The 12,309-nt window shown below is 66.9% G+C and carries 10 protein-coding genes, 1 pseudogene and 1 CRISPR repeat array; of the genes and pseudogenes, 10 read left to right on the forward strand and 1 reads right to left on the reverse strand.

Going from position 1 to position 12,309, the window contains the following annotated elements; translation table 11 throughout:
• A partial coding sequence (locus K2Z83_RS21250; RefSeq protein WP_220597197.1) for a DMT family transporter occupies positions 1-870 on the reverse strand: 870 nt, incomplete at its 3' end.
• A gap of 404 nt (positions 871-1,274) precedes the next feature.
• On the opposite strand from K2Z83_RS21250, the gene K2Z83_RS21255 reads away from it, so the two are divergent.
• From K2Z83_RS21255 to cas2, 10 genes and pseudogenes are all read left to right on the forward strand, one after another.
• Positions 1,275-1,646: a hypothetical protein gene (locus K2Z83_RS21255; protein ID WP_220597198.1), complete on the forward strand. Its 372-nt coding sequence runs from the start codon at positions 1,275-1,277 to the stop codon at positions 1,644-1,646.
• A 570-nt stretch (positions 1,647-2,216) separates the two neighbouring features.
• On the forward strand, positions 2,217-2,429 hold the full coding sequence (locus K2Z83_RS21260; protein WP_220597199.1) for a helix-turn-helix domain-containing protein: 213 nt from the start codon (positions 2,217-2,219) through the stop codon (positions 2,427-2,429).
• A gap of 110 nt (positions 2,430-2,539) precedes the next feature.
• Positions 2,540-5,746, forward strand: a complete 3,207-nt coding sequence (locus K2Z83_RS21265) for a CRISPR-associated endonuclease Cas3'' (RefSeq protein WP_220597200.1) — start codon at positions 2,540-2,542, stop codon at positions 5,744-5,746.
• A 12-nt stretch (positions 5,747-5,758) separates the two neighbouring features.
• Positions 5,759-6,430 carry a type I-C CRISPR-associated protein Cas5c gene (cas5c, locus tag K2Z83_RS21270; protein WP_220597201.1) on the forward strand — a complete coding sequence of 224 codons (672 nt, stop codon included), beginning with the start codon at positions 5,759-5,761 and terminating at the stop codon, positions 6,428-6,430.
• Positions 6,431-8,113 carry a type I-C CRISPR-associated protein Cas8c/Csd1 gene (cas8c, locus tag K2Z83_RS21275; RefSeq protein ID WP_220597202.1) on the forward strand — a complete coding sequence of 561 codons (1,683 nt, stop codon included), beginning with the start codon at positions 6,431-6,433 and terminating at the stop codon, positions 8,111-8,113.
• Positions 8,114-8,197: 84 nt separating this feature from the next.
• Positions 8,198-8,353 (forward strand): annotated as a pseudogene (locus K2Z83_RS30115) (type I CRISPR-associated protein Cas7); the annotation flags it as partial.
• A 139-nt stretch (positions 8,354-8,492) separates the two neighbouring features.
• Positions 8,493-9,035 (forward strand): type I-C CRISPR-associated protein Cas7/Csd2, encoded by a 543-nt coding sequence (cas7c, locus tag K2Z83_RS21285; RefSeq protein WP_255604386.1) that lies wholly within the window; start codon positions 8,493-8,495, stop codon positions 9,033-9,035.
• Positions 9,035-9,733, forward strand: coding sequence for a CRISPR-associated protein Cas4 (cas4, locus tag K2Z83_RS21290; RefSeq protein WP_220597204.1), 699 nt, complete (start codon positions 9,035-9,037; stop codon positions 9,731-9,733). The genes cas7c and cas4 overlap by 1 nt, the downstream gene beginning before the upstream one ends.
• Positions 9,726-10,757: a type I-C CRISPR-associated endonuclease Cas1c gene (cas1c, locus tag K2Z83_RS21295; RefSeq protein ID WP_220597205.1), complete on the forward strand. Its 1,032-nt coding sequence runs from the start codon at positions 9,726-9,728 to the stop codon at positions 10,755-10,757. Before cas4 ends, cas1c begins: the two co-directional genes overlap by 8 nt.
• 3 nt (positions 10,758-10,760) lie before the next feature.
• A complete protein-coding gene (gene cas2, locus K2Z83_RS21300; RefSeq protein WP_220597206.1) occupies positions 10,761-11,051 on the forward strand; it encodes a CRISPR-associated endonuclease Cas2 in 291 nt (96 codons plus the stop codon).
• 246 nt (positions 11,052-11,297) lie between these two features.
• Positions 11,298-12,267: a CRISPR direct-repeat array (repeat unit 37 nt; unit sequence GTCGCGCCCGGCTTCAACGCCGGGCGAGGGTTGAAAC).
• Positions 12,268-12,309 lie beyond the last annotated feature (42 nt).

A 12,309-nucleotide genomic window follows, 5' to 3' on the forward strand; every position in this document is an offset into this window, starting at 1 on the left:
GGAGGCGAGCAGGATGCCGAGCAGGAGCAGGGCGATGCCGGCGACCTGGAGGGGCGCGACGGCCTCGCGAAAGATCAGCACGGCCAGGATGGCCGAGCCGACCGGCTCGCCGAGCAGGGCGACGGCGACGAAGGTTGCTGAGAGCGCGCCGAGGGCGTAGTTGAAGGATGTGTGGCCGATCAGCTGCGGGCCGACGGCGAGGCCGAGCAGGAGCAGGTAGGCCATGGCGGGGAGGCCGAGCACGCTCTGCCCGGCGAGCGCGGCGACGGCGAGCAGGATGACCCCGGCGGCCGAGTAGACCAGCCAGATGTAGGTGAGCACGGAGACGCGGCGGCGCAGCGAGCGGCCGATCAGCAGGTAGCCGCTGCCGGCCAGTGCGCCGAGCAGGGCCAGGCCGTTGCCGAGCAGCGGCGCGGGCTGCGCGCTGGCGCCGCTGTCGCTCAGGCCGATCACGGCGGTGCCGAGGATGGTCAGGGCGATGCCCAGGCCGCCGCGCCAGCCCAGGCGCTCGCGGAAGATCAGCAGCGAGGCCAGGCCGACCCAGAGCGGGTTGGTGGAGACGAGGGCGGCGCTGCTGGCCACCGAGGTGTAGGCCAGCGAGCTGATCCAGCTGGCGAAGTGGACGGCCAGGAAGGCGCCGGCGCCCAGGGCCAGCAGCAGGTCGCGCCGGCCCAGGCGGCGCAGCTCGGGGCGGGCCCGCGTGAGGGCCAGCGGGGTGAGGATGAGCGCGGCCAGGGCCAGCCGCCCGGCGGCGATGCTCAGCGAGTGTACGCCCATGCCCTGGGCGAAGCGGATCATGATCGAGGCGGTGGAGGCGATCAGCACCCCCGCAAACAGGGCCAGGTAGGGGAGCATGGCGCGGCGCGGCATCGGGGCCTCCGGGGTATCTCGTGCATCTGCGGCGATGCACGATACCCGCTGGGGCGCGGGATGTCAACTGCGAGGTTAGAGTCCCAGATTGTGCCCCTACAGCCTTATGGCGCGCCAGATATAGCAATCCTATCGGGGTCGTAAACCTGTCAGGTGCGGCCCCTGAGACATCAGGATGTGCTCATTTCATCGCTGGCCGCACCTGACAGGTTTCACGCCTATGCGCTAGGGCATCCCGCAGTGCTACCGTAAGTCATGGTGCGGAGCCCGCAAGCAGAGCCCTAAAGTACTACCTAAATACATACCATCTAGGCTATTGCAATATTAATTATAGCGCCGACATAATAGGCCCGAGCCCCAGCGGGGGCGCCGACATCCCACCATTTCATCGAGGAGGACGCAGCATGTCGTACAGGCTCACCCCGAGTGAGATCGCCGCCGACCGGGCCACCCTGCAAGCCATCGAGAGCCTCGGCACCTACCAGTCCGTCAACCCGGCCTACAGCATCGAGGCCCTCAGGCAGATCGACGCGGCCCTGCGGGCGGCCCAGGACGCCACCGAGCAGGCCCGGAGGATCTACGAGCAGGGCCGGCAGGCCTACGAGCAGGCCCGCGACACCGAGTACGCCACCGCGAAGATGCTCCACGACCTCATCCTGATGGCCAAGGCACAGGTGAAGGTCCAGTACGGCGCCGACTCCTACGCCGTCAAGGCGATCGGCTGGACCCGCAGGTCGGACCGCAAGCGGCCGGCGCGCAAGGCGAGCGCCGGCTAGCGCTATCGCCGGCTCCAGTCTCAGGCCCGCGCCCCGCCCCCTGCATGCAGGGGGCGGGGCGCGGGCCTTTGTGGTGCTCGCGAGGCTGCCGGGCACATGTGCGGGCGGCCCGTCCGGTTTCGTCGGCGGCCCGTCCGGTTTCGTCGGCGGCCCGTCCGGTTTTGTCGGCGGCCCGTCCGGTTTTGTCGGCGGCCCGTCCGGTTTTGTCGGCGGCCCGTCCGGTTTTGTCGGCGGCCCGTCCGGTTTTGTCGGCGCAACATCTGGTTATGCCGGCGCAACCCCCGGTTAAGCCGAGCGGCGTAAACCAGCCCCCACAGAGGCTATAGATTGTGACGCACTACCGCAAACGTCACCCTGTCACGCTGAGCGCCCGGCCTGTAAACGGGCGGGCTGGTTCTCCAAAGGCCGCTGAAGCGGCCTCAGACAGGCCGCTTCAGCGGCCTTCGGAGAGCCTAGCCGGGGGCTTCAGCCCACGGCGGCGGCAGCGCACAGGGCGAGTGTTGCAGTACCTGCAACAGCCGGGCCGCACTGTGGTCTCAGCGGAGACTGAGACACACAGGAGGCGCGGCGATGTTCGGCAGCAAGCAGGGCAAGCAGGAGCGGCTGGGGCAGTACGCGGAGCTGCTCGGTGACGAAGGCCTCTCACAGGCGGAGGTCGCGCGGCGGCTGGGCGTGCCGCGCTCAACCGTGATGCGCGATCTGGTTGACCTGGAGGAGCAGGGGGTGCAGATCGAGGAGGACGAGGAAGGAAAGGTGCGCATCTCGCGGCGCTGGTGGCGCTAGGTGGCAACACCGTTGCGAGATGGCTTGTTGTTTCACTACCGAGCTGTTGCGATTTTTCGCAGCGGCGCATGCTATGCTCTCACTATCACCGACGTGGAGTACTTTTCACTATGAGCCAGAACAAAGCCGAGTTCAAGTCTGAGGGCCTTGATGCGCTGCGCCTCTACCTACTCGCCCAGCCGGGCGGCAACCCACTACGCCAGGCTGATCTGGCACGCCACTTTGGGATCAACCGATCAACCGTCGGTCGCTGGATTATGTCGCTGGAGGCGACCGGCGTGCCCATCCTCTGGGACGAGCAGAAGCGCGTCGCGATCGACCGCAAGCGCTACATCACCCACCTCAGCCTCTCGCGCCACGAGAGCATTGTGCTGATGCTGGCGCTGCGGCTCTACCAGCAGCGCCAGGACAAGAGCGACCGCAACGCGGTTGAGATGCTCCAGAAGCTCGGCATCGCGCTGAACCAAGGCATTGCGCCTGCTGCCGGCGAGCATGTGCTGGCGATCGCGCACCAGCAGCGGCTTCAGCTGAGCGATCAGCAGCAGGACTATCAGCGCATCCTAGAGGCGATAGGCGACGCCTGGATGGATGGGCGGAAGGTGCAGATCCGCTACCGCCCGCTGCGCGCGCGCCGGGCCTTTGACGAGGTGTTCCACCCGTATCTGCTGGAGCCCTCGCCGATCAGCCGCAGCACCTATGTGATCGGCCACTCCGAGCTGGCCGGGGCGATGCGCGTGCGTAAGCTGGAGCGGATCGAGCGCCAGCCGCTTGTGCTTGATGATCCGTTCGCCGTCGCCGCAGATTTTGACCCCTTCAAGCTCCTGGGCGGCGCCTGGAGCATCTGGTTCGATGCGGATAGCCAGCCGGTGCGCGTGCGGCTACGCTTCAGCGGCGAGCGGGCCATCCGGCGTGTGGGCGAGGAGCGCTGGCACCCCTCCGAGCGCAGCGAGCGCGACGGTGAGGGCCGGCTGATCTGGGCCGCCGAGATCGACGAGCCCCAGGAGATGCTGCCCTGGATCAGGGGCTGGGGCGCAGACTGCGAGGTGCTGGAGCCGCAGGAGCTGCGCGACCAGGTGCTGGGCGAGATCCGGCGGCAGATGCGGGCGTATGGGCTCAACGGCAAAGAAGAAGACTCGAACCATGCCCTGGTCGCCCACACGCCGCCGACGGGGGGCGGCGGCTGGCACCTGCTGGTCGATCACCTCACCCGCGTCGCCGAGCTGGCCCGCGACTTTGCCGAGCCCTTCGGGGCCGGCCCGCTGGCCTACCAGCTCGGCCTCTGGCACGATGTCGGCAAGGCCAACCCGGCCTTCCAGGATTACCTGCGCCGCTGCCACGCCGACCCTGGCTACAAGGCAAAGATTGATCATAAGGCGGCCGGGGCTACGCTCGCTGAGCAGCATATGCCCGCCCTCGCGCTGCTCGTCCAGGGGCACCACGGCGGGCTGCGGAGCATCACCGACTGTAAGACCTGGCTGGATACGCGGCGCAAGGATGATGGCGACGTGATCCCGGCGGCGATCACGCAGATACGTCAGCTGATCCCCGATCTCGACCCGACCGGCCGGCTGCCCGCACCGGCCTACCTGCGTGATCAGCGCTCGTTCGAGTTCTTCCTGCGCATGCTCTTCTCGACCCTGGTGGATGCCGACTTCCTTGACACTGAGCAGCACTTTCAGCGCGATAGGGCAGACCTGCGCGGCGCTTCTGTCACAATTGCCGAGCTGCTCGCCCGCTTCGAGGCCAGCCAGGCCATGCTTAGCGGCAAAACTGATAGCGTGATCGGCCAGGCCCGCGACACGCTCTACCAGGCGTGTATCACGGCAGCGGAATCTCCTCCCGGCCTGTTTCGCCTGGCCATCCCCACCGGCGGAGGCAAGACCCGCTCAGCCATGGCCTTCGCGCTGCGCCACGCCCTCAAGCACGGTCAGAAGAGAATTATCGTTGCCGTGCCCTTCATCAGCATCACCGAGCAGACCGCCGAGGTCTATCGAGACATCTTTCAGGCCGAGGATGACGGTCGGGTGGTGTTGGAGCATCATAGCGGAGACTCACGGCGCAGCGAGGCTGATGACTATAGCCCGCAGGAGCGCTGGAAGCGCCTGGCAGCCGAGAACTGGGACGCGCCGATTGTGGTGACAACTACGGTGCAGCTCTTTGAGAGCCTGTTTGCGAACCAGACCGGGCGCTGCCGCAAGCTGCACCGCCTGGCCGGCAGCGTGATCATTCTCGATGAGGTGCAGGCGCTGCCACCGCAGCTGCTTACCCCGATTCTCGACGGGCTGCGGCAGCTCTGCGCGAACTACGGCACGACGGTGGTACTCTCTACCGCAACCCAGCCAGCGTTCGAGAGCATCCCGGCCTTTGCCGATGATCTGTCCGCCCGCGAGATTGTGCCCGATGCGGCACGCTGGTTCGCTGCGCTCAAGCGGGTCAGCTACGACTGGCGGGTCGCGAGCCAGATGGGCTGGCCCGAGGTCGCCGATCTACTGCGCGGCGAGCCGCAGTCCCTGGCGGTGGTGAACACCAAGAAGGATGCGCTGGCCCTGCTGGAGGCGCTGGACGACCCCGAGGCGCTGCACCTCTCGACCCTGCTCTGCGGCGCGCACCGCCGCGAGGTGATCAACGCCGTGAAGGAGCGGCTGAGCGCCGGGCAGCCCTGCCGGCTGGTCTCGACCCAGGTGATCGAGGCCGGCGTCGATCTGGACTTCCCGCTGGTGCTGCGGGCCATGGGGCCGCTGGACCGGGTGATCCAGGCGGCCGGGCGCTGCAACCGCGAGGGCAAGATCGCGCGTGGCCAGATGATTGTCTTTGACCCAGCTGAGGGCGGGCTGCCGCCTGGCCCGTATAAAGCTGCCACTAATATCACTCGCGCCATGATTGGCAGCGGTACCCTCGACCCGGACAACCCCGAGGATGTGCGGCGCTACTTCCGCCAGGTCTTCGCAACGCTCAACCTCGACTCGCACAAGATCCAGGCTCTGCGCGAGGGCCGAGACTTCCCGCAGGTGGCCGAGAAGTTCCGCATGATCGAGGATGACACCGAGAGCGTGATCATCACCAGCTACGGCAGCGCCGCCGAGCGCGATCTGGTGCAGGATAGCATCGCGGCGCTCCAGGCCGACCCGACCCGCGCCCGCCAGCTGCTGCGCCGCCTTCAGCCCTCTATGGTCGCCCTGCGCCGCGATCTGGCCCGGCGCTACCGCGCCTCCGGGCTGATTGGCGACCTGCTCCCCGATGTCGGTATCTGGCACGGAGTTTACGATTCAACCCACGGGCTTGTCCCCGATGATGATCGCTCACTGATGATTGTATAAGGAGGAGGCGCTATGTCCAACAACGACGCCCCGCTGGCCGTGCGGGTCTGGGGCGACCTGGCCTGCTTCACGCGGCCCGAGATGAAGGTGGAGCGCGTAAGCTACCCGGTGATGACGCCCTCGGCGGCGCGCGGGGTGCTGGAGGCGATCTTCTGGAAGCCAGAGTTTCACTGGCAGGTGCGTGAGATCCACGTGCTGAGGCCGATCCGCTACTTCTCCATCCTGCGCAACGAGATCAACCATCGTCAGAGCGAGCGGACGGCAGCTTCTTGGCAGCAGGAAGGTGGGGGTTACGATGCGACGTCTGCAGACGAGCCTAAAAACCGGGCGCAGCGCCACACCCTGGCCCTGCGCGATGTGGCCTACCTGATTGTGGCCCAGGTTCGGCTGCGGCCCCACGCCGACGCCGACCCGGCCAAGTACCGCGACCAGTTCCGCCGCCGGGTGGCCGCCGGGCGCTGCTTCGCCACGCCCTTCCTGGGCTGCCGTGAGTTTTCGGCATCCTTCGCCGAGCCGGACGGCAGCGAGCGAGCGATTGATCTGAGCGATGACTTTGGCCCGATGCTGCTTGACCTAGACTACGCGCCGGATGGCTCCGGGCGCGGCAGGCCGCGCTTCTTCGAGGCCCAGCTTGAACGTGGCGTGCTGCGCGTGCCCGCGCGCCCGCTGCCAGTGGAGGCATAGATGCTGCTCAGACGACTGAAGGAGTACGCCGACGAGCGCATGGATATGCCGCCGACGCTCTACAGCGAGACGCCGGTGCGCTATATCATCGAGCTGGATGCGGCGGGGCGGCTGCTCACCCCCCAGCCCACCGACACCGCCGACCCGTCTAGCCCAAGCACGAAGCGGGGCCAGCGCTACCTGATGCCGCAGGTGACGCGGGCCGCTGGCATTAAGCCACTCCTGCTTGCCGATAAGTCCGACTATACGCTTGGCATTGGTGGCGAGAGCGCAAAGCCGGATCGCGTCCGCGCGTGCCACCAGGCCTATCAGGAGCTACTGACTCGCTGCGCAGCAAAGACCAATGAACCAGCGGTACACGCGGTTGTGGCCTTTCTTGCCGACGAGCCGACTGCCAAGCTTCACCTGCCGGATGAGTTCGACTACGGCGCATTGATCGCTTTTCGGGTTGATGGCGCCTTCCCGACCGACCTCGCAGCGGTACGCGCCTTCTGGGCTGCCGAACACGACCCCGGCGCGGCTGGCGGCACCGTGATGCAGTGCATCGTCTGTGGTCAGGAGCGCCCGGTGCTTGATCGGCTCCAGGGCAAGATCAAGGGCATTCCCGGCGGGCAAATGTCCGGAACCTCGATCATCTCTGCGAATGCGGGTGCCTTCGAGTCCTATGGCTTAGGGGCATCGTTAATCGCCCCGACCTGCGCCGACTGCGGCGAGCGATTCACCAAGGCGCTCAACCATCTGATCAGCGATAGGCAGAGCCATACGCTACTTGCTGGGGCGCTCTTTGTCTACTGGACGCGCAAGGAGGTTGGCTTTGACCCTTATGAGCCGCTTGATAAGCCGCAGCCGCAGCAGGTTCAGGATCTGATCGCGAACTTCCTCAAGGGGAAGCCCCTTCCAGGGGTGGACGAGACCGCCTTTTATGCGACGACGCTCTCGGCCAGCGGCGGGCGGGCAGTGATCCGTGACTGGATCGACACCACCGTCGGCGCGGTCAAAGCCAACTTGGCCCGCTGGTTTCTGCGCCAGCAGATCGTCGATGCGTATGGGGCGACGGCCAGCCCGCTCAGCCTCTACGGGCTGGCCGCCGCCACCGTGCGCGAGGCCAAAGATCTGCCGACAACAACACCCCGCACCCTGCTGCGGGCTGCGCTCACCGGAGCGCCGCTGCCGCTGGGCATGCTCTACCAGACGGTGCGGCGCAGCCGGGCCGAGCAAAATGTCACCCACGCCCGCGCCGCCCTGATCACCCTGGTGATCCGTAGCCAGTCGCCCGAGATACAGGAGGATAGGATGTCTGCTCTCGACCCTCAGAACACTGCGCCCGCCTACCTTTATGGCCGCCTGCTCGCCGTGCTCGCCGATGTGCAGGAGGCCGCCATCGGCAAAGCGATGATCGTTGACCGCTTCTACGGCACCGCCTCATCCGCCCCCGCCTCGGTCTTCGGGCGCCTGCTGCGCGGCGCCCAGCCCCACCTGGCCAAGCTTGAGCGCGACCGGCCCGGCGCTGAGGCGGCCCTCCAGCAGCGCCTTGAGGAGGTGATGGCCGGGATCGACGGCTTCCTGCCCATCCTCACCCTAGAGCAGCAGGGGCTCTTCGCCCTGGGCTTTTATCATCAGCGTGCGAACGACCGCGCCGAGCGCAAGGCCGCCGCCGAGCGCAAGAAGAACGCCGCCGCGTAGCCAGTAATCATCAGTATTATCAGGAGTACCTACCCTATGACCTCCCCGATCATCAACGACATCGCCCGCCGCCACGACTTCGTCATGCTCTTTGAGGTGACGGACGGCAACCCCAACGGCGACCCTGACGCGGGCAATTTGCCCCGCGTTGACCCCGAGACTATGCAGGGTCTGGTGACGGATGTGGCGATCAAGCGCAAGGTGCGCGACTACGTCGATCTGGCGCGCGGCAGCGAGCAGCGCTACAAGATCTACGTGCAGCACGAGGCGTACCTGACCGATACGCGCAACCGCGTCTTTAGCGCGCGCGCCGGGGCAGAAGAGCGTCCCGGTGAGCGATGGGCGCACGTGGATGTGCGAGGAGTTCTTCGATGTTCGCATGTTCGGCGCGGTCATGAGCATGAAGGAGTCCAACGCGGGGCAGGTGCGCGGGCCGATCCAGCTGACCTTCGCCCGCTCGATCACCCCGATCACCCCGCTCGACATCGCCATCGTCGGCCCAGCCCAGAACTCCAAGCAGACTACGCGCGCTGAGGGCGACGAGTCCGACAAGTTCGGCACGATGGGCCGCAAGACGCTCGTCCCCTACGGCCTCTACCGCGCCCACGGCTTCTTCAACCCGCACTTCGCCAAGCAGACCGGCGTGATCGACGAGGATCTGGCCCTGTTCTGGCAGGCGCTCCAGGTGATGTGGGACACCGACCGCTCGGCCTCACGCGGGATGATGTCCTGCCGTGGCCTCTACATCTTCAGCCACGATTCGAGTCTGGGCAACGCGCCGACGCACACGCTCTTTGAGCGCATCCAGGTCGCCCGACGCGAGGGCGTAGTCGCCCCGCGCAGCTTCGGCGACTACGTGGTGACGGTGAGCGCCGCCGCGCTGCCCGAGGGCGTGAGCCTGACCACGCTGGTAGGCGCGTGATGGACGATGACGACGTGGCGCAGCCCGACGCGGAGGCTGCGCCGGGGGCGGAAGACGACGCCCGCGAGGTGCTGCTCTCGGCGATCGAGCACTACAGCTACTGCCCGCGCCAGTGTGCGCTGATCCATGTGGAGCAGACGTATGAGGAGAACCTGTTCACGATGCGCGGGAAGATCGCCCACGAGCGGGTGGACAGCGGCGACGACACGCCATCGCGCGGGAGGCCGACCGAGCGCGGCCTGCCGCTCTGGTCGGACATCCACGGCCTGCGCGGCAAGTCCGACGCGGTGGAGTGGCACGAGGGCGTGCCCTACCCGGTGGAGTACAAGTCGGGCCGGCGGCACGGCCCTCACGCCGACCTTCAGCTCTGCGCCCAGGCGATCTGCCTGGAGGAGATGTTCGGGGTCGCCGTGCCGATCGGCGCGCTCTACTACGCCGCGACGCGCAAGCGCCACGAGGTGATCTTTGACGGCGAGCTACGCAGGCGCACGCTGGAGATCGCCGAATCCATCCGGGCCATGCACGCCAGCCAGCGGCTGCCCGAGGCGCCCAACGACGCGCGCTGCCCAAACTGCTCGCTGATCAACGCATGCATGCCCGCCGTCGTCGGGCAGCGCAAACGCCTGCAAACGCTCCAGGTCGCCCTGTTTGTGCCGCAGCCGCTCGCCAGTGAGAAGGAGGCGCAGACCCATGCGTGAGTTCCTCAACACGCTCTATGTGCAGACCCAGGGTGCCGTGCTGCATGTGGAGCACGACACGGTGCGGGTGACGGTAGACAAAGAGACGAAGCTGCGGCTCCCGCTGCTGCGCCTAAGCGGGATCGTCGTCTTTGGGCGGGTCACGGTCACACCCTTCATGATCCAGCGCTGCGCCGAGGATGGCCGCAGCCTGGTGTGGCTGACCCGCACCGGCCGCTTTCGGGCGCGGGTCGAGGGGCCAGCGCGCGGCAACGTGCTGCTGCGGCGGGCCCAGCACCTCGTGCTCTCCGACGGCAAGCGCACGCTGCGCATCGCCCGGCAGATCATCGCCGCAAAGCTCCAGAACAGCCGGCAGATCCTGCTGCGCAGCGCGCGCGAGGCATCCGGCGAAGATTCGCGCACGGCATTAGGCGCTGCGGCGGCGCAGATCGCCACGTCAATCACGCAGCTACCGACGTGCCGGACGCTCGACGAGGCCCGCGGCGTTGAGGGCGACGCCGCGCGCACCTACTTCAGCGTCTTCGGCCACCACATGCGGGTCGAGCCCGAGCGATTCGCCATGGAGGGCCGCACCCGCCGCCCGCCGCGCGACCGGGTGAATGCGCTGATCTCCTTCCTCTACGCGCTCCTGCGGGCCGAGTGCGCGGCGGGGCTAGAGAGCGTCGGGCTTGATCCGCAGGTCGGCTTTCTTCACGCCCTTCGCCCTGGCCGGCCAGCGCTTGCCCTCGATCTGATGGAGGAGTTCCGCCCGGTTCTTGCCGACCGGCTGGCGATCAGCCTGATCAACCGGCGTCAGGTGCAGGCCGATCACTTCGACCATCTGCCGGGCGGCGCCGTGAATCTGAACGACGAGGGGCGACGGCAGGTACTCCAGGCATACCAGAAGCGCAAAGAGGAGGAGGTGCAGCACCGCGTGATCGATCAGAAGGTGCCGCTGGGCCTGCTCCCCTACATCCAGGCTCGGCTGCTGGCCCGACACCTGCGCGGCGACCTCGAAGCGTACCCGCCCTACCTGGTGCGGTGAGTCATGGAAATCCTCGTCACCTACGATGTGAACACCGAGACGACCGAGGGGCGGCGGCGTCTCCGGCGAGTTGCCAAGGTCTGTGAGAAATATGGACAGCGCGTCCAGAACTCCGTCTTCGAGTGCGTGGTCAACAGCGCCCAGCTGGCCAGCTTAACGCACGAGCTCAGCCAGGAGATCGACACGGCGCTCGACAGCCTGCGGATCTACCGCCTCCAGGAGCCGCGCTCGCGCTACGTCCAGTCGCTCGGGCGGAGTCTTGTGCATGATCAGCGCGAGCCACTGATCATCTGAGGCCGAGCCAAGCGAAAGGGGGCACTATATCTAGTAGGCGGCAAACGCGGACCTGGAGTGATACGAGAATGCCGGGAGGTTCGCGCAGTCGTAGCCTCCTTTTGGGCTGGATGAGGGTCGAGACAAGGTGCATGGATGCTACAATGATCAGCAAGCAGGTATATAGGCAGATCGTTGGACGGCTTGGAGGGGCCGGCAGGCTGCCTAAAACAGGCCTCAGAAGCCGCTGATCGGCTATCTTGGGCCGTCGCGCCCGGCTTCAACGCCGGGCGAGGGTTGAAACGACTGTAGCGGGCTGATCTACTACTCGTGGCTCCAGTCGCGCCCGGCTTCAACGCCGGGCGAGGGTTGAAACATCCTAATCCTCGTGCTCAATGACTGCGACCAGACGTCGCGCCCGGCTTCAACGCCGGGCGAGGGTTGAAACTCGATCCAGCTGACGAGCGCCGCCTCCATCGAGGGTCGCGCCCGGCTTCAACGCCGGGCGAGGGTTGAAACACGGCGTCAACGTTGGGCAGCAGCGCAGGCGCGAGTCGCGCCCGGCTTCAACGCCGGGCGAGGGTTGAAACAGCAGGATGTCATTATATGTCCGCGGAACTGAGGCGGTCGCGCCCGGCTTCAACGCCGGGCGAGGGTTGAAACGTGCCAGGGACGCGCAGCACCCGCGCAAGATCCTGTCGCGCCCGGCTTCAACGCCGGGCGAGGGTTGAAACGCGACGCGGGCCGCGCGGGCGAGCTGACGGGGCTGGTCGCGCCCGGCTTCAACGCCGGGCGAGGGTTGAAACTCAGCAGTGAGCATACGAGACTCCTTGGTAGTGAGTCGCGCCCGGCTTCAACGCCGGGCGAGGGTTGAAACCTCACGCGCCCAGGCCAGCGCTGGCGGCGCGGCCGTCGCGCCCGGCTTCAACGCCGGGCGAGGGTTGAAACAAGGATGATCTACACCACCGCCCCCAGTTCGCCGCGTCGCGCCCGGCTTCAACGCCGGGCGAGGGTTGAAACCCAACCGATGATTGGATTATTGCATTGTTGAGCGAGTCGCGCCCGGCTTCAACGCCGGGCGAGGGTTGAAACACGGAAGTCCATATACAGCAAAAGACCCAACATTAGTCGCGCCCGGCTTCAACGCCGGGCGAGGGTTGAAACGTGTGGTGGGAAGACTACATCAAGCCGGCTCTTGGCGTCGCGCCCGGCTTCAACGCCGGGCGAGGGTTGAAACATCGCCGGCGCGCTGGCAATCGCAGTGCTGGCCGTCGCGCCC

The sequence above is a fragment of the Oscillochloris sp. ZM17-4 genome, from assembly GCF_019599295.1.
In the GTDB taxonomy this organism is placed as follows: Bacteria; Chloroflexota; Chloroflexia; order Chloroflexales; family Chloroflexaceae; genus Oscillochloris.

Excerpts from the sequence above, each read along its gene's own strand:
- K2Z83_RS21255 (WP_220597198.1), top strand. The coding sequence starts at position 1,275 with ATGTCGTACAGGCTCACCCCGAGTGAGATCGCCGCCGACCGGGCCACC.
- K2Z83_RS21260 (WP_220597199.1), top strand. The coding sequence starts at position 2,217 with ATGTTCGGCAGCAAGCAGGGCAAGCAGGAGCGGCTGGGGCAGTACGCG.
- K2Z83_RS21265 (WP_220597200.1), top strand. The coding sequence starts at position 2,540 with ATGAGCCAGAACAAAGCCGAGTTCAAGTCTGAGGGCCTTGATGCGCTG.
- cas5c (WP_220597201.1), top strand. The coding sequence starts at position 5,759 with ATGTCCAACAACGACGCCCCGCTGGCCGTGCGGGTCTGGGGCGACCTG.
- cas8c (WP_220597202.1), top strand. The coding sequence starts at position 6,431 with ATGCTGCTCAGACGACTGAAGGAGTACGCCGACGAGCGCATGGATATG.
- cas7c (WP_255604386.1), top strand. The coding sequence starts at position 8,493 with ATGTTCGGCGCGGTCATGAGCATGAAGGAGTCCAACGCGGGGCAGGTG.
- cas4 (WP_220597204.1), top strand. The coding sequence starts at position 9,035 with ATGGACGATGACGACGTGGCGCAGCCCGACGCGGAGGCTGCGCCGGGG.
- cas1c (WP_220597205.1), top strand. The coding sequence starts at position 9,726 with ATGCGTGAGTTCCTCAACACGCTCTATGTGCAGACCCAGGGTGCCGTG.
- cas2 (WP_220597206.1), top strand. The coding sequence starts at position 10,761 with ATGGAAATCCTCGTCACCTACGATGTGAACACCGAGACGACCGAGGGG.